The organism is Acinetobacter sp. AR_0276 (genome assembly GCF_003000705.1).
GTDB classification, from domain to species: domain Bacteria; phylum Pseudomonadota; class Gammaproteobacteria; order Pseudomonadales; family Moraxellaceae; genus Acinetobacter; species Acinetobacter nosocomialis.
Window position 1 is genome coordinate 3,466,030 of the sequence record NZ_PSQO01000004.1, and the last position, 18,002, is coordinate 3,484,031.

At 39.3% G+C, this 18,002-nt stretch carries 15 protein-coding genes; 6 read left to right on the plus strand and 9 right to left on the minus strand.

Annotation, left to right across the window (positions count from 1 at the left end; all coding sequences use genetic code 11):
• Positions 1 to 6 precede the first annotated feature (6 nt).
• The gene (locus CSB87_RS17545; protein ID WP_004887630.1) at positions 7 to 1,497 is read right to left on the minus strand and encodes a PLP-dependent aminotransferase family protein; all 1,491 of its coding nucleotides are present in this window, start codon (positions 1,495 to 1,497) and stop codon (positions 7 to 9) included.
• Positions 1,498 to 1,612: 115 nt separating this feature from the next.
• Between CSB87_RS17545 and CSB87_RS17550 the strand changes: the two genes are divergently transcribed.
• Positions 1,613 to 2,248: an FMN-binding negative transcriptional regulator gene (locus CSB87_RS17550; protein WP_004887629.1), complete on the plus strand. Its 636-nt coding sequence runs from the start codon at positions 1,613 to 1,615 to the stop codon at positions 2,246 to 2,248.
• A 42-nt stretch (positions 2,249 to 2,290) separates the two neighbouring features.
• Complete coding sequence (locus tag CSB87_RS17555; protein ID WP_004887628.1) at positions 2,291 to 2,884, plus strand: GNAT family N-acetyltransferase; 594 nt, start codon at positions 2,291 to 2,293, stop codon at positions 2,882 to 2,884.
• Positions 2,885 to 2,887: 3 nt separating this feature from the next.
• On the opposite strand, the gene CSB87_RS17560 is transcribed toward CSB87_RS17555, so the two are convergent.
• The 7 genes from CSB87_RS17560 to CSB87_RS17590 form a co-directional block, all read right to left on the minus strand.
• Complete coding sequence (locus CSB87_RS17560) at positions 2,888 to 3,880, minus strand: AraC family transcriptional regulator (RefSeq protein ID WP_004887627.1); 993 nt, start codon at positions 3,878 to 3,880, stop codon at positions 2,888 to 2,890.
• A gap of 39 nt (positions 3,881 to 3,919) precedes the next feature.
• On the minus strand, positions 3,920 to 4,750 hold the full coding sequence (locus tag CSB87_RS17565) for an oxidoreductase (RefSeq protein ID WP_004887626.1): 831 nt from the start codon (positions 4,748 to 4,750) through the stop codon (positions 3,920 to 3,922).
• A 160-nt stretch (positions 4,751 to 4,910) separates the two neighbouring features.
• Positions 4,911 to 6,098, minus strand: a complete 1,188-nt coding sequence (locus tag CSB87_RS17570; protein WP_004887625.1) for an MFS transporter — start codon at positions 6,096 to 6,098, stop codon at positions 4,911 to 4,913.
• Positions 6,099 to 6,395: 297 nt separating this feature from the next.
• A complete protein-coding gene (locus tag CSB87_RS17575; RefSeq protein ID WP_004887624.1) occupies positions 6,396 to 7,814 on the minus strand; it encodes a PLP-dependent aminotransferase family protein in 1,419 nt (472 codons plus the stop codon).
• Between the two features lie 98 nt (positions 7,815 to 7,912).
• A complete protein-coding gene (locus tag CSB87_RS17580; RefSeq protein WP_000749814.1) occupies positions 7,913 to 8,047 on the minus strand; it encodes a hypothetical protein in 135 nt (44 codons plus the stop codon).
• Between the two features lie 14 nt (positions 8,048 to 8,061).
• On the minus strand, positions 8,062 to 9,066 hold the full coding sequence (gene cydB, locus CSB87_RS17585; protein WP_002049414.1) for a cytochrome d ubiquinol oxidase subunit II: 1,005 nt from the start codon (positions 9,064 to 9,066) through the stop codon (positions 8,062 to 8,064).
• Positions 9,059 to 10,504, minus strand: a complete 1,446-nt coding sequence (locus CSB87_RS17590) for a cytochrome ubiquinol oxidase subunit I (protein WP_004709299.1) — start codon at positions 10,502 to 10,504, stop codon at positions 9,059 to 9,061. The genes cydB and CSB87_RS17590 overlap by 8 nt, the downstream gene beginning before the upstream one ends.
• A 654-nt stretch (positions 10,505 to 11,158) precedes the next feature.
• On the opposite strand from CSB87_RS17590, the gene CSB87_RS17600 reads away from it, so the two are divergent.
• From CSB87_RS17600 to CSB87_RS17615, 4 genes are all read left to right on the plus strand, one after another.
• Positions 11,159 to 11,977 carry a hypothetical protein gene (locus CSB87_RS17600; protein WP_004887619.1) on the plus strand — a complete coding sequence of 273 codons (819 nt, stop codon included), beginning with the start codon at positions 11,159 to 11,161 and terminating at the stop codon, positions 11,975 to 11,977.
• A 118-nt stretch (positions 11,978 to 12,095) separates the two neighbouring features.
• Positions 12,096 to 13,388: an acyl-CoA dehydrogenase family protein gene (locus tag CSB87_RS17605; RefSeq protein WP_004887618.1), complete on the plus strand. Its 1,293-nt coding sequence runs from the start codon at positions 12,096 to 12,098 to the stop codon at positions 13,386 to 13,388.
• A gap of 179 nt (positions 13,389 to 13,567) precedes the next feature.
• Positions 13,568 to 14,959 carry an LLM class flavin-dependent oxidoreductase gene (locus tag CSB87_RS17610; RefSeq protein WP_004887616.1) on the plus strand — a complete coding sequence of 464 codons (1,392 nt, stop codon included), beginning with the start codon at positions 13,568 to 13,570 and terminating at the stop codon, positions 14,957 to 14,959.
• Positions 14,960 to 15,153: 194 nt separating this feature from the next.
• Complete coding sequence (locus tag CSB87_RS17615) at positions 15,154 to 16,620, plus strand: MFS transporter (RefSeq protein ID WP_031952496.1); 1,467 nt, start codon at positions 15,154 to 15,156, stop codon at positions 16,618 to 16,620.
• Between the two features lie 61 nt (positions 16,621 to 16,681).
• Here the strand turns inward: CSB87_RS17615 and CSB87_RS17620 are convergent, their stop codons facing one another.
• Positions 16,682 to 17,866: a hypothetical protein gene (locus CSB87_RS17620; protein ID WP_004887613.1), complete on the minus strand. Its 1,185-nt coding sequence runs from the start codon at positions 17,864 to 17,866 to the stop codon at positions 16,682 to 16,684.
• Positions 17,867 to 18,002: the final 136 nt, after the last annotated feature.

Genomic DNA, 18,002 nt, shown 5'->3' on the forward strand with positions numbered 1-18,002 from the left:
CTTGGATTAAGACGGTTTGCCATGTTGTTGAATAATTTTTGATAGTTTTTTAATGGCTTGTTGCATCTGTTCGGGTTCAAAATCACCTAAGCCAACAATTAAACCCGGACGTTGTTGCTCTTTTGAAAATGTTGGTGAAATTGCTTTAACGGCAATACCTGCATCGACTGCCGAGCTTGCAACGTCAATATCATTAATATGATGAGCAAGCCATAACACCATATGCATGCCTTGATCACCCGGCTGTAACCAAGCCAGTTCTTGAGGTATATGTTTTTCAATCAAGCCAATAATGTATTGCCGAACTTCCGCATAAACATGTCGAGTACGTCGAATATGTCGTTCCAAATAACCCTCTTGAATAAAAGCAGCTAAAACATGTTGGTCAGCAGCAGGTGGGTGTCTATCAATTAATACTCTTAGCCCACAAAAAGGTGCCACCAGTTCTTTAGGCAATACGGCATAGCCAAGCCTAAGCGATGGAAATAAGACTTTGCTGAAAGTTCCAAGATAAATGACTTGGTTGGGTGCCATACCTTGTAAAGATGGAAAGGGCTGACCGTTATAACGAAGTTCACTGTCATAGTCATCTTCAATGATCCATGCATTTTGCTGTTTTGCCCAAGCCAATAAAGCCGTGCGTCTTGCTAGACTCATTGGCATGCCAAGTGGATATTGGTGAGATGGTGTCACAAAAGCAGCACGCGCATGTTTTGAAAGTTTAATCCCAATTTCAACTTGAATACCTTCTTCATCGACAGGAACACGCACCGTACGGATATTTTTTACGGCATGTTCAAAAATGGCTGTAGTACCACGATAAGCTGGATCTTCTATCCAGACTTCATCTTTCGCTTCAAATAAAATCTGGCTGCAAATATAAAGTGCCTGTTGAATACCAGGTGTAATCACGATTTGTTCAGGTTCACAGTGTACAGAGCGGGATCGACGTACATAATCTGCTATAGCGATTCTTAATGATAATACCCCTTGAGGTTCACCATAACCTGATGGAGCACCAGCACCCCGAGATCTAAATTTATTACCAAACTTACGCCAAATATCACTCGGTTGAGTACGAGCAATCGGAACAGACACTGCAAAAGGGGCATGAGGAAGGGGTTTAAACTCTTTGAGTACCTCGGCATAACAAAGAGCTGATTTGGTTAAAGGGATTGAGCTAGAAATTGTTTCTTTCTGGGAAGATTCCAATACAGTTTTTTTAGTTAAAGCATGAGATACATAAGTGCCAGTTCGGGCTTGTGAAGAAAAAACACCTTCAGCGAGAAGTTGATCATAAGCTTCAATAACGGTTCCGCGAGCGACTTCAAGTGTTTGAGCCAGCTCACGCGAGGATGGTAAAGGGTCGCCGGGTTGTAAATCACCACTTTGTACAGCTTCACGCAAGGCTTGGGTCAGTTGAGCACTTATCTTTCCTTTGCTTTTATCAATCTTTGCAATCGACGGAAGTTCAACAACTTTTGCCATTCTTGCCATAATTCTGGTCTACTTAAAAAAATACAAAGTGGTTCTTTTTAATAAACCACATAAACCAGAAAATTTACAACACAAAATATAAATAACCCTGAGATTTACAGTGAGGTTTTGAGCCATGTATATCCCCGATGATTATGCAGAAAACCGTTTGGATGTATTGCATTCTCTTATTACAGAATATCCGTTTGGTGTGCTTTTTACGCATGGAAGTAATGGATTAGATGCAAATCATCTTCCTTTTGAACTTCAGAAAAATGAAGGGAAGTTTGGCGCTCTACATGCGCATGTGTCTCGAGTGAATCCTGTCTGGCATAACATTAAAAATGGAGATGAGGTGTTGGTCGTGTTCCAAGCCGGTGATGCTTATATTTCACCAAACTGGTACCCATCCAAACATGAACAGCACAGACAAGTGCCGACGTGGAATTATAGGGTTGTGCATGCTCATGGCAAAGTAACAGTTCACGATGATGAACGTTATGTTCGCGGTGTGGTGGCTCGTTTAACCCGTAGCCATGAAGCTTCTCAACCTGAACCCTGGAAAATGTCAGATGCACCAAAGGACTATCTTGAACCGATGTTAAAGGCGATTGTGGGAATAGAAATTGAAATTACTAAGCTGCAAGGCCAATTAAAATTGGGGCAAAACAAAGAACGTCGAGACATTTTAGGTGCGGCAGATGGCCTATCAAAATCTGGTCATCAAACCATAGCAGACGCTATGTATAGTGTGGCTGATTTAAATAAATAACTTTGGAAATATAAAAGCTTAATATTAATGGAGGAGATAAAGATGGCTTGGATTACACCTGTTGAGTTGGTAGGCGAACACGTTATTTTAAAGCCGCTAGATGTCACTCAAGCTGAATCACTGGCAGAGGCCGTTTGCGATGGGGAACTCTATAATCTTTGGTATACCCGTGTGTCAAGACCTGAACAGATGACTGCTGAAATTGAAAGACGTCTTGGTTTACAAAAATCTGGTTCTATGTTGCCTTTTTATATTGAAGACCGAAAAACGGGACGAGCGCTGGGCATGACAACTTTAATGCATATTGAAGAAGCGCATCGCCGTGTCGAAATTGGTTCGACGTGGTACCGCAAATCTGCACAGCGTACACCTGTCAATACTGAATGTAAAAAACTACTGTTAGCTCATGCATTTGAGACTTTAAACTGTATTGCGGTTGAGTTACGCACATCTTCTTTAAATGTTCAAAGTCAAGCCGCGATTGTACGCTTAGGTGCAAAGCTCGATGGTGTGCTAAGAAGCCATCAAATTGTGAAAGATGATATTTTACGGGACACTCACGTTTATAGCATTTTAAAACATGAGTGGCCTGCGGTTCGCCAAAATCTGGAATGGATGTTGAACAAGCCGCGTTAGGAATTAATGCATAAGTCTATATTCTTGCGGAGTATTACCCGTCCAGTTTTTAAATGCTCGGCTGAATGAGTTGTGCTCTTGAAAGCCCAATAGAAATGAAATTTCACCCGTGCTCATTGATGATTTTTCTAAATAATGTTGGGCAAGAGATTGACGTGTCGCATCCAAAAGCGTTTTAAAATTAGTTCGCTCTTCTAAAAGTAGCCGTTGTAGTGTACGTTTGCTCATCGCGAGTCGTTGAGCAACATCTTCTATCGTACATAGTCCAGCAGGTAGGTTTTCTAAAAGTATTGCTTTAACTTTTTCACTAACTGTTGCATCTTCATCAAGTTGTATAAGACTACGTTGCAAGTTTGGCTCGAAAAAAGACCACATGGTTGGGTTGACTGTTAAAAAAGGACGTTCAGCATCTTGGCGTGAAAAGACAATCGAAATGTGTTCACTTTTTTGTGGAAGTACGCCAAAAAATGTTTTGTATTCTGCCAGATTATTAGGTAAATCGGGCAGTGTAACTTTCAAAGGTATAACCTGATGCCTTGTACATATTCTTGCTAATTGAGCAAAAAAGACCAGTTCTGACATGGCAAGACTTTGTGGCGTTGGCGTAGATACATTATAAAATTTGAGTTCTAGCGTTGTGGTGTCGTTATCAATTGCTACTTGTAACTGCATTGGCCCAACGAGTCTTTTAAATTCAGATAGACGCTGTATCGCAATATTAAAGTTAGGGCTACAAATACAAGCAAAAATCGCTGGGTCAAACAGTTCAACTGTAATCATTTGACCAATTTTTAAAGGTAAGTCATTTATTCCAGCAAGTTGTTCAATTGCGTGCCAAAAATTGAAATATTGAACAGGCGTAAGGCTTGCATCTTTACGGTTGAATAAATCAAACGGTAGAGATGCCAAACGTAATGCATCTTCAACATTTATGCCTAGGTCATTCAGTAATAATTTCCAGTTGGTATTTAGGGCAAAATTTGAAGCATATTTCATTTGAGCATCTCAACATTAAACTTATAAGGGGCACTTAATTTATTTAATAACTGACATCACCATACGATCAAACACACGGTCACCAAACCATTTACGTACAAATATCATCAGTTTGGCATATTTGCCACCCACATAACGTGTTTTAGGTGAGGATGCATGGACGGCTTTCATCAGCATATCAACGACAACTTGCACGTTTGAAAGCTCACCTTTTTCAACAGAGGTATGTGTTGCATTAGCAACCGCGGCTGCCATATGGCTATACGCACTTTGTCCTGAACGTTCCAGCATAGGTTGGACCATTACATCTGCAAATTCAGTTGCGATAGCACCGGGTTCAATGACGACAACATCAATATTAAATGATTTTAACTCTAAACGTAGACAGTCAGACCAACCTTCAACAGCATGTTTACTCGCATGATACCAACTACCAAGTGGTGTATAAATTTTCCCGCCCATTGATGAAATATTGATAATTCTACCCTGCATTTTTTTACGCATACTAGGTAGAACCTTTTGAGTTAAATAGGCCATACCAAACAGATTCACTTCAAATTGATAGCGTGCATCGGCAAGGGTGGTATCTTCCATAGCACCATACATACCAAAGCCTGCGCAGTTAACTAAAATATCAACACCATGGGTTTCTTTTTCAATAGTCTTCACAACTTGGTCGATATCATCCTGATTGGTAATATCCATTTTTAATGTATGAGCACCAAGTGCTTTTAGTTCTTGCATAGCATCAACGCGACGAGCAACGGCATAAACAGTTGCACCTTCTTTGAGTAATGCTTTGGTAAATGCTTTTCCCATACCAGATGATGCGCCTGTGATGAGAACGATTTTTTCTTTAACTGTGTTCATATTCTGTCTCTCAACTAAAGTTTTAAGGAACTTGCTTTTCGATAGAGACATCATAGAAATTTGAACGATATTTACCCAAATCGAATGGCGACAATGTTTAATCAAAGTACGCCAAATTTTTAAAATATCATTTTCTGGACATAAGAGCAGATACACAAAGTTAAATTAAAGCTTTTGGTCGTCTTTTGCTTAACCATAGTAATGAGCATGCTGCAATTGCCAGCCACGGTATTAAAGCCATATTCATTGCTTCCCAGCCAAATAAATCAAGTAAAGCACCAGCGCTAAAAGAGCAGATTAAACCGACAACAAAAACAGTCATGTCGTTAATGGCTTGGGCCTTGGCTTTTTCAGCCGCTGTATACGTTCCGGTAAGCAAAGAAGTACTACCAATAAATAAAAAGTTCCATCCCACACCTAATAAAATGAGTGAGATTGCAAACGATGCGAACTGAATACCGGAGAGAGCAAATCCGATATAGCAGGCAAATAATAAAAGACCTGCAAACATGATTTTAAGCACACCAAATCGGGCGATTAAATGTCCAGTAAAGAATGAAGGTAGGAACATACCAAGCACATGAAGCTGAATGACAGTTGTAATCGTGCCTAGTTCATGGTGTGAATGTCGCATAGCAATGGGTGTTGCGGTCATACCTAAAATCATGATGCCGTAGCCTGTTACGGCACCAAACAAAGCAACTAAATAGGTAGGCTGAAAAACAATCTTTTGCCATGGGCGACCAGCAGTAAAATTAGATTTTTGCTCAACTGTATTGGCAATATGTAGGCTAGATAAAATGCCCATTGCCACAAGTGAAATGATACTAATAATTAAAAATGAACCGATATATTCTAAATGTTGAAATAATGGGCCACCAAAGCGCGCCAAAGTCGGACCAATCAGTGCGGCAACAATTCCACCTGCCATAACCCAAGAAATAGCACGTGAACGGAATGCATCATCTGCTACTTCACTGGCAGCGAAACGATAAAACTGGGCAAAGGATTGGTAGGCTCCGACACATAACGTGCCTAAGGCTAAGAGAGTAAGTGAACTATAAAAGATACCAATGGCGGCAATAATACCGCCAATTACACCTAAAAAAGCGCCGAAAAGAAAACCCTTACGCCGTCCTACATGTGCCATCAACATTGATGCAGGGAACATCATTAAGGCTGTACCCAAAAACATAGATGCGATGGGTAAAGTTGCAAGTATCGGTGTATTAGAAATATTTGCCCCAGCCAAACCACCAATCGTCATGACCATGATCGATACGGTTTGATAAAGTGACTGAGAACTCGCCAAAATAAGAACTTGGCGGTGCATCGTATTTTGAAGCATGAGAGCCTTTAATTATATGTGTTAATCGATGAGTCTGGATGCTGCGTTTTTACATAGGAAGAAAGTATCAACAGCTCAGCTTGAAAATGTTGAGGCGTTCTTGGCGGTAGAGATAACAATATTTCTTTGGCCTAAACTATTTTTTATCAAGTAATTGCAGCTGAATTATCAGACTTAATATTCTATCATCTGATAGTTTGATACAAAACAGTCGAAGCCCCAATTTCCCTAAATAAGTCCATTTACATAGGGGATGTTGTTTGTATTCTCTCGATTTCATTAAGGCGTCGTACCTTCTTATAAACCTGCTTCAACTCTTTGTTGAATAGTTTTGATGACTTGATCTAAAGCAACTTGAATTTTTTCGTTCCACTCAAATGAACAATTGATTCTTAAATAATGTTGCTGTGCGGGTAAAACACTAAAGAGTGGGCTTGGGGCAACGCCAATGTCTCGTTGGATGAGTTCTTCATAAATTTGCATGCTATCAAGCTTATAAGGCAATTTAACCCATAGAAAATAACCGCTTGGATAATAATAAATCTCGCAACTCGGTGGCAGATGTTGCTTCAAATAGTGGTAAAACTGCTTTTTATAACGTTCAAGTGAAAGTCTAAGTGTGCGCAAATGCTTTTCATAATGATGATGAGACAAGAACTCAACCAAGGCATTTTGGATGAGTGCATTCACTGAAATAGTACTCATGAGCTGCAAGTGTTGGATATGGTCCGAAAATTTACCCGCATAGACCCAACCTACCCGAAAACCTGCCCCTAAAGTTTTAGAAAATGAAGAGCAGTGCAGTACCAGATTTTGTTGGTCAAAATACTTCATCGAAAGTGGTTTTTGCCCGCCATAATAAAGCTCTTCATACACATCATCTTCAATTAAGTAAATCTGGTGTTCATGAAGTAGTTTGGCAATTTTATATTTAATCTCATCACTGACCGTAAATCCAATCGGGTTATGGGTATTCAGCATGAGCCAACACACCTTGATAGGATATGTTTGAATAACTTGCTCAAAAGCTTCTAAGTCAAAACCATATTGAGGATGTTCGGGAATGGTAATGACCTTAAGTCCTAAACGTTCAGCAGCCTGCCAAGCACCGTAAAACACGGTTTGTTGCAATAAAATATAGTCACCCGGTTTAGCAACTGCTTGTAAAGAAAGATTGAGTGCATCTAATCCTCCAGATGTAATGACAATGTCATCTGGATCGGTCTGTATGCCTTGCATACAGTAGCGTTGAGCAATCAGTTTTCTTAACGCTAAATTACCGGGAGGTAGGCTTGCTGTCTGGTCATAGCTTTGTCTTTGCCGAGCAAGTTGTCCCATAATTTGAATAAGTTTGGGAGCAGCTAAAAGCTGACTATCTGGAAAAGCTGAACCAAAAGCTACGACAGATTCATGTTGAATTGACTTAAGGTATTTAAAAACTAATGAGTTAATTTCGATTTTAGAGTTTAGTGAAACAACTGAATATTGCTCGAGTGGCTTTAGTGCAATTTGCTCGGCAACGAAGTAGCCAGACTTTTCCTTTGAATAGATCAGCCCTTGTGATTCAAGTTCTTGGTAAGCATTCATCACAGTCATTAAGCTAAACCCAGAACGTTGGACCTGATCTCTTAATGAAGGTAATTTCTCATGTGCACTTAAAGTACCACTTTCAATAAGTTGGCGAATGCTATGCGCGAGTTGTTCTGATTTATACATGTATGAGCTGCACGAAAGAATAAAATAAAAGATGCACTGAACCCATAATAAATGCCGCTTGTAGAATCTACAAACGGCATTTTTTTATAAGGATGGGTTTACTTTAAGTAAGGGGCAGCATAAATCAATATCACTTTAAACAAACCTGCAATCACAGCTAAGGCTAAAAAACCACCAAGCCATAACAGAATAAACCATTGGGTTTGACTGAGTTTAACTGACGACTTTTTCATAACACCCCCGGACCTTAATGATAACCTTCATCACCTACACGAACTTTGTCACGGAATACCCAGTAAGACACAACCGTATAAGTAATAATGATTGGAATCAGAATAAGTGCACCCACTAAAGCAAACATCTGGCTGGAATGAGGCGCTGCCGCCTGCCAAATCGTAACTGATGGTGGAATGATATTTGGCCATAAGCTAATTACAAAACCAGTAAAGGCAAGGAAGACCAATGCCAAGGTATATATAAATGGTTTATGGTCCTGCTGCTTTTTACATGCTGATAAAATCAGGCCAACAAACAATAAGACCAAAATAGGCACAGGACTAAAATAGAACAGATTTGGTAAAGAGAACCAGCGATCTGCAATTTCAGGGTGTGTTAAAGGTGTATATAAGCTAACGGCACCAAAGATAATGAGCAGCGCAATAATTAACTTTGGCATAAGCTCATACATACGTTGCTGCAAGCCTTTTTCAGTTTTCAAAATGAGCCAACCGCAGCCTAAAGTGGCATACATCGCAACTACACCAATACCTGTGAAAATGGAGAATGCAGTAAGCCAGTCAAAAGGACCACCGGCAAAAATACCGTTTTCGGTTTTAATGCCTTGAATATAGGCACCTAAAATAATCCCTTGGAGGAAGCTTGTTAAAACCGAACCCCAAATAAAAGCTAGGTCCCAAAGATGTTTGGTTCGATGAGCTTTAAAACGGAATTCAAAAGCAACTCCACGGAAAATCAAGGCAATCACCATGAAAATAATAGGCAGGTAGAGCGCAGATAAAACCGTTGAATAGACCAGTGGGAAGGCTGCATACAAGCCAGCACCCCCAAGTACCATCCAGGTTTCATTGCCATCCCAGACAGGAGCAACGGTATTCATCATCACGTCACGTTCTTGGCTATTCTTAATGAAGGGAAACATAATCCCGATTCCTAAGTCAAAGCCATCCATGACCACGTAAATTAAAACACCTAAACCGATAATACCGACCCATATTAAAGAAAGATCAATCATGACGGTTCTCCCCAGAGTTTTGTTTGCTGTCAATATTTTCATCGACTGCACTAAGTGGACGCATCGGTGTTTTGAAGTGACCTACGCCACCTGTTTCCATATTTGGTGTGTCGATAAATACAGGGCCTTTATTAATGAGTTTTAAGGTGTAGTAGATACCACTACCGAAAACGATGGTGTAAACCACAACAAAAATAAAAAGACTTAGACCCACCTGATCTGCCGAAACAGTATGCGATAAACCATCTTTGGTGCGCATAATGCCGTATACCACCCAAGGTTGACGGCCTACTTCGGTAGTAATCCACCCAGCCAGCATTGCGACATAACCTGCAGGCCCCATCACTACAGCAAATTTATGAAACCATGATGTTTCATAGAGTTTTCCACTTTTACGCAGCCAAAGAGCAATAAGTGACAAGGTGACCATAAGAACGCCAAGTCCCACCATGACTCGGAAACTCCAGAAAATAATGGTCGAGTTTGGACGATCTTCAGGTGCGAATTCTTTTAAGCCAGTCACTTGCCCATCTAAACTGTGAGTCAAAATTAAACTACCCAAATATGGAACACCCACTTCAAAGTGATTTCGTTCTTCTTTCATATCTGGAATGGCAAATAACAGTAACGGCATAGGCTCGTTATGATTGGTTTCCCAGTGACCTTCCATTGCAGCAAGTTTGGCAGGCTGATGCTCACGAGTATTTAAACCGTGGTTATCGCCAATCACCACTTGTAAACAAGAAGTCACAAGCACCATCCAAAGACCCATCGAGAATGATTTTTTAACCAATTCATCACGACGACCTTTTACCAAGTGCCAAGCAGATGTTCCCACCACCAATAAAGATGAAACCAAGAAGGCAGCAGCACCCATATGTGCAAAGCGGTAAGGGAAGGACGGGTTGAAGACAATAGCTAGCCAGTCTTTTGGCACAATAATGCCATTTTCGATGGCAAAACCTTGCGGTGTTTGCATCCAGCTATTGGACGATAAAATCCAGAACATTGAAATACATGTTCCGATGGCAACCATAAGCGTTGCAAAGAAATGGGCTCTAGGACCAACACGGCCCCAGCCAAACAGCATAATGCCTAAGAAACCTGCTTCTAAGAAGAAGGCACTTAACACTTCATAGGTAAGTAAAGGACCAGTAATACTTCCGGCTACTCGTGAAAATTCACTCCAGTTGGTACCAAACTGATAGCTCATTACGACACCGGAAACCACTCCCATACCAAACGCAACAGCAAAGATCTTAATCCAGTATTTAAATAGATCTTTATAAATTGGGTTTTGCGTTCTTAACCATTTCCACTCTAAAACTGCCAAAAAGCAGGCAAGTCCGATGGATGTGGCCGGAAAAATAATATGGAAGGATACTGTGAAAGCAAATTGTATTCGCGCTAATTCTAGAGCGGTTAGACCGAGGCTCATAAACTTTCCCCCTGTGAACTAGCTGATGATGATTGAATGAGTTAAATACTTATTTTCAGGCAAAAAAGTACTCTGGCGATTAAACTTACTTCTGTGATAAATGTTCTTAGCAAGTAAAATGCCAACAGGGTAAAGCAATATAATTGCTTGATATTTCAATAGAATAGGGCGATTGATTGTTTTCAATCTGTTAGCAAAGTTTATGCTTGATGTTGCATTTGTAAAAATGCATGTTGCATTGAAACATTGATGAAATATCTGGCGATATGCAATAGATCGTCTCATGAAAACTACCTACCTTAAGAAGTTTTCTTAATCATGCACTCGCTCTATTTGTATATGTAGATACAGAAATTTTTTATAAAACTATAACAGTTCAGTATGGTTTCGAAGGTGTGCTATAGTTTTTTTTCAATCATCTGTAGCTATATATTCAGTCCTCTAAAGTTCAGAATAAAAATGAACAGGATTTACCGTCGACCTAAACCAACTTTCAAGACTCAATGTGAACGCTGCTTTAGATTTTATTTAAGCACATGATTATGTTCTTCTTTTCTATTTCCATTGTTGTTTTGCGTAGGGTCCGGTTGCTGCGTGTTTCTTAAAGACCTAAGTGTAAGTGTAGCGCTTCTAAAATAGCTTGGATGTTAAAAAATGTTTATCACGTCTCAACTGAATATCATTCATAAAATTATTAAAAATCAGTCTATTTCCACTTCGGTAGTAGATCAGTTGGAACAGTCTTATGTGAATCTTGAAGCAACCCTACTTAGAGCGAAAGTACTCAGGGATTTTTCTAAAACTCAAATCGTGTATTTAATTCAGTCGCATATTGAGCCACAGCAAAGTAGTCTGGCTTATCTATTCTCGCCATTTATTTTTGCGAACTTAAACAAGGCTGCTATTTATACAACACCTGCAACACCACCTGTGCTTACTATTCTGAATAAATACTATCAAGCAGACAAGAAGGTCGTATTTAAGATAGATGAAGTTTTAGAAAGCCTAAAAATATATCTTGATTTAGAATTAATAGAGATGGGAGAAGCTGACTTTATTTATTTAAAATTAATCAAAGCATTGTGCCGAAGTGATATCTCTACAGTTTTTTTAATCACCCATTTAGAGCTTGATTTAGAGGCTTTAAAGCAACTTGAACAGTTCTTAAAAATAAAAATTCATTGGGTAAAAGTCGTAAAAGATGAGGGTCTAAAAGGTGTAGATCAGTTGGATATGCGAAAATTATTATTTAAAAATAAAGATGAAGCATATGTACAGTTATGTGCTCATTTTGCGCAAATGAATGCAGCACTGGTCGGGCTATGCGATACCTTTACTACTAGTCAAATGACGCACTTAATCGATGATATGTTTTATTCAGAGCATATTTTCGAAAAACTTTCTGTCTATTCAGAATATATGCAAACCTTATTGCAAAGTCAGCATAGTCTTACCAAGAAAGAGATCGCTTAGGGCTGTCATGCTTTTAATTGGTGTTATATCAAGATTGAATACTGTTATAAAAAAATAATCGTTTTCATGTGAAATAAATATTTTATGGTAAAAGCAAAGCAATATTGGTTTTACTTACATGACAAATTTAAATTTTGAGCATCATCTCGGTTCATTAACTCACGCTGCACTGAGCCAGGCTTCAATCATTTCGCGGGTATGGGGTGAGGGGCCGTCACCACGTTATGATGAATTGGCAAGTAACTTCAGACCGACGTTTGCCCGTATTAAAGAAGGGGCTTTAATCCGTGAACAGCAGCATATTTTGCCGTATGAGCAACTTCAGTGGCTCAAAGATATTGGCTTTACACGGTTACGACTTCCAAAAGCTCATGGTGGTTTTGATGCAACTATTCCTGAACTATTTGCATTGCTTATTGAACTTGCAGAGGCCGACTCAAACTTACCGCAAGCTTTACGTGTGCATTTTGGTTTTACTGAGGATGTCTTGGTAAGTAAAGATAAAGCGTTTCAACAGCGTTGGCTGAGCCGAATTGCCAATGGGGAAACTGTCGGTAGTGCATGGTCTGAAGGCGGCAAAGAGTCAATCGATCAGTTTGAAACACATTTATATCGAGACAGTGACGGAAAAATTCGCGTTAAAGGCAAAAAATACTACACCACAGGGAGCCTATATGCAGACTGGGTGGATGTTGGGGTAACAGATTTAAAAGGAGAGTCTGGCTCAGTTGTTGTTCGCCGTGAAGATGAAGGCGTCGAAATTGTCGATGACTGGAATGGCTTTGGACAGCAGCTCACTGCAAGTGGTACGGCATATTTCCATGATGTATTGGTCGATGAAGCTGAAATTTTACCTGACGATGACCGTTTTAAATATTCGGCGGCTTATTATCAACTGGTCCAACTGGCAATCATTACAGGTCTAGGGCGTGCTGCAACCTATGATGTTTCTCAAGCTGTAGCAAAACGTACCCGAAACTACACGCATGCAAATGCTCAATTTGTAAAACAAGATCCCCAAATTTTACAAGTCGTAGGACAAATTCGTGGCGCAGCTTATAGTGCAGGAGCGATTGTTGAAAAAGTTGCACAAAGCTTACAGCGTGCTTACTTAGCTGCATTTCAAAATAATGAGCAATTTGAAGAAGAGCAAAATGCACTTGCCGAGCTTGAAAGTGCGCAGTCCCAAACGGTCATTACCGATCTAATTTTAAATGCCTCTACAATTTTATTTGATGCTTTGGGTGCTTCTGCAACAGACAAAGATTTAGGTCTAGATCGGTATTGGCGTAACGTACGAACTTTATCTTCACATAACCCGAGAGTATTTAAAAATCGAATTATTGGTGATTTTAGTGTGAACGGTACATTACCACCGTATCAATGGCGAATAGGCAATGTCACTAAATAATAATTGATAATATAGATATTAAGCTGCTACTTTTAGCGGCTTAATATTATTTTGATTATTAAAATTAAATTATAAAAATCTATTAGAATAAAATCATATTTTGTTTGGGGTATATATTATAAAGAAAATGTAAAAATTGCTTTAGTATAAAAATTAAATAAAATGCTGGTTGATATTTTATGACTAAGAAAATTAGTTTTAATGCTTTTGAAATGAATTGTATTGCCCACCAATCTCCTGGATTATGGCGACATCCTCAAGATCGATCTGTTGAATATAAAGATTTAGAATATTGGACAGATTTAGCACAAATTCTTGAGCGTGGTTTTTTTGACGGTATTTTTATTGCAGATGTGCTTGGTATTTATGACGTTTATCATCAAAGTGCTGAACATGCCTTAACCGGTGCAGTACAAGTTCCAGTCAATGATCCGCTACAGATCGTGCCTGCGATGGCAGCAGTCACAAAGCACTTGGGTTTTGGTGTCACTACCTCTATTTCCTTTGAACATCCTTATCCTTTTGCTAGGCGTATTAGCACGCTAGACCATTTAACCAAAGGGCGAGTGGGTTGGAATATCGTGACGTCTTATTTGGAAAGTGGTTCGAAAAACTTGGGCCTGAAAACTCAGGTCAATCATGACAATCGTTATGATATTGCTGATGAATACTTAGAAGTCCTTTACAAACTTTGGGAAGGTTCTTGGGAAGAAGGTTCGGTACTTCGTGACCGTGAAAGCGGTATCTTTGCTGACCATAAAAAAGTGCATCCAATTCAGCACGAAGGTAAATACTTTACTGTACCGGGCATCCATATTTGTGAACCATCACCGCAAAGAACACCAGTACTTTACCAAGCAGGTGCATCTTCACGCGGGCAGAAGTTTGCCAGTCAAAATGCCGAGTGCGTATTCATAGCGGCGCCGTCTAAAATTGCCACTAAAAAAGTGGTACAGGGCATTCGCCAAAAATTGGCTCAAGAAGGCCGCGACCCGTACTCAGTTAAAATTTATGCACTTTTGTCGATTGTCACTGATGAAACCGATGCAAAAGCACAGGCTAAGTTTAAAGAATATCAAAGCTATGGAAGCTACGATGGCGCTTTAACATTGCTATCTGGCTGGTCGGGTGTTGATTTTTCACCATATCAACCCACCGATAAAGTTGAATATATTCAAACCAACGCCATTCAATCTTTATTAGATTCTTATGTAAATGCAGATCCAGAACGTGTTTGGACCATTGAAGAAATTGCAAACTGGAACAGCTTAGGCGGTAATGGGCCTGTGTTAGTGGGTTCGGGAGAAACCGTTTCGGATGCTCTACAGCAATGGGTTGAAGATACAGATGTCGATGGCTTTAACCTTGCCTATATTTTGGCTCATCAAACCTTTGCCGATGTGGTTGAGTTTATTGTTCCGGAGTTGCAAAAACGAGGGGTATATCAAACTTCGTATGCACAAGGAACATTAAGAGAAAAATTATTTGGTGCTGGGCCATATTTGCCTGAAAATCACCGCGGTGCAAAATATCGTAATCTAAAAGAGCTGAAACTTGCTGAGGCGAGTTAATATTTTGGAAATTCTTTAAATAAATAGCTGGTTAAATACCAGCTTTTATTTTGTCTTTTTATATCGGTTTTACTGCTGAGTTAATAATGAAAAGATAATTCTATAATTTAGATTAAAACATCAGATTAATTTGTTTTTGTATTATGTGAATAATCATTATTTTGTTCCTGTTATTAAAGTTTAGGAATTATTAAGTGAGCACACAAGAACTCGATCATAACCATCGTTATGAAATTAAATCTCCCGATGATGTTTCACAATTAATTTCAAAATTTGCAGGGAAGGGTAAATCGAATAAAGTTATTTGGTTGGCGCTGATTGGGGTGTTTATTGATGCCTATGATTTAACAACGCTGTCCTTTGGTATTGAGCAAGTTATCTCAGAGTTTTCTTTAAGCCCTGTCATGACTGGTGTGGTGGCTTCAGCAATTGTCTGCGGAACCATTGTTGGTAACCTGATTGGTGGTTGGCTGACAGATAAAATTGGCCGTTATCGGGTCTTTATGGCGGACATGGTGCTCTTTGTCATTGCTGCAATTGTTGCTGGTTTTGCACCGAATGTCTGGGTTTTGATTTTAGCCAGATTTATTATGGGAATTAGTGTTGGTATTGATTTGCCGGTGGCAATGTCATACTTATCTGAGTTTTCCAAATTTAACGGGAGTAGCAACAAGGCAGCGCGTTTAGCTGCATGGTGCCCAATGTGGTATGCCGCTTCTTCGGTCTGTTTTGGTCTAGTTCTGGCGCTTTTTTTTCTTTTACCCCCTGAGCATAGCAACTGGCTATGGCGAGCATCTTTAATTTTTGGAGCAGTGCCAGCGTTACTCATTATTTTTATTCGTGGTAAATATTTAACTGAATCACCCATTTGGCTTGCAAATCAAGGCGATTTAAAAGATGCAGCTAAAGTTCTACAAGATTCCTATGCAATTAATGCAGTCGCTACAGTTGAAAAAGTAGAAAGAACTGCTGAAAAGAAAAAGCGCGAGGGGTTTGCGGTTTTATTTAATAAAACCTATTTGCCAAGAACTATTGTGGCCATTGTGATTCATATTTCGGTGGCATTTCAGTACACGACCATTGCCTTCTTTTTACCTTCTATTTTAACGCGATTCTTTCATACAGATGTCTTGACGACCCTTACTACAACACTCGGACTCAATTTGCTGTTTGCATTTACGGGCGGGCTGTTAGGTGTATTTGTTGCTAGCAGATTTAAATCTCGTCATGTGTTGCTTACAGGCTTTTTACTCCAGTTTATAGCCCTCATTGCCTTAGCATTCATTGGTGAACCGGGTAATAGCTTTTTACTCTACACCGCAATTGGCATGCTCGGTTTGTGGCTTTTTGCTGAAGGTTTTGGGCCAGGTGCACAAATGATGGTTTATCCAACTATGGCTTATCCAGCTTCGATTCGTGGTGTTGGTGTTGGCTTTAACCGTGCAGTAACGGGTGTTGCTCAAGCAATTGCTTTGTTTGTTTTACCAATCTGGATGGCGGGATATAAAACTGATGTTTACCTGATTATTTCTATTTTTGCGTTTATTCCTTTAATTGTGATTGGGCTACTGATTAAGTTTGAGCCTACCGCCCAAGATGTCGATGTTATAGATGAAGATAAAACAGAACTTCCTCTCAATAATTCACCAGTAATCGATTAGAGTAAAAATAAATATCTAGATAAAAACAAAGGCCAACATCTGTTGGCCTTTATTTTTCGAGTTAGAAGTAATAAGCAAAAATTACAAATGCTTTTTTATTCCATTTATCATTAGTTCCACCAGCCGCAAGGCCTTCACTGTCTCCTAGATATGGATCATGTTTACCCATTAGTAACTCAGCTTGTACTGTCAATTTTTGATAGTTAAAGGCAATGCCGGGAATAAAACGGGTTGAATCTTTAAAGCCATCTTGCTCTTTTCGATAAGAACTATAGTTTAAATACGGGCGAACAGAAGTAATTGGTCCAAACTGCTGAGGAAATAGATAGCTCAGTTCGGCTGAATAAATCTGACCTTTGGTTGCCGAATTAAATGAATAATCGAAACCGCCCAAAGTCAGATGATCTTTATATTCATTGTCGGCATTATCAATGTCTTGATAACCAGCCAAAAGCTGTAAATTCCATTGGTTATAATTGGTATTGCTAAAAACTGAATAGACTTGGCGATCGCCATCTTGCCCTGAACGTTTATTTTCAATGGTGGAATACCATGCAGAGGCGCCCAGTTGGGTAGAGAAATTTTCTTGGCCTAATACATTCTTAAAGGTATGAGCACCACGAACAACAATGGAGTTCTTTTCTTTGGTATTGGTACCTTGTGGTACTGAGTCATCTGCATTGACAGGGTTGATACTAAATCGACTCGAGTCTTTGCTTTTACCTCTATAGGTGCCACCATCGGTAGGATAAAAGGCGAGTTGTGCTTCATTGATTCCATCATTGAAATCATATTTCACCCCAAGGTTGTGTACATCTTCCCAACCAGCACTATTGGCAATGCCTAAATAATAAGTATTTCCCCAAAAGCGACCCAAGCCAAAAGGAACGGGGTTTAAGCCAGCAATAATTTTACTATTGTCATTAATTTTATAACCCAACCACGCATCGGTAAGCCAATTGGCATCGCCTAAACGCCCGTAATATTCATAAACCCGATAATCTAGGCGGCCAATCCATTTTGGGGAGTTGTAATCTAGCCATAATACCGCGTCATTAAAGGAAAATTTACTGGTAGTGGGGTCAGAGTCAAAATCATAAACATATTTAGCTCGAACAGTACCACTCACTTTAAGTTGACCTTCTTCAGCATTACCAAAGGTGAGAGCCGCATGACTTGAAAGGCTAAATGTAATTAAAGACGCTGTAATTAATGTTTTTTTCAAAAATTGAGAATGTTTAAACAAAAGAATTTTTCTCCTCTTAAAAATAAAAATTAAATTTGCGTCATGTATAAACCAGAAAAAGATTTGTCCAAATCTTAATATTTGCAGAAGTTTTAAGATAAAAAGATAATAAAATCTTAAGTTTATATAAAAGAAT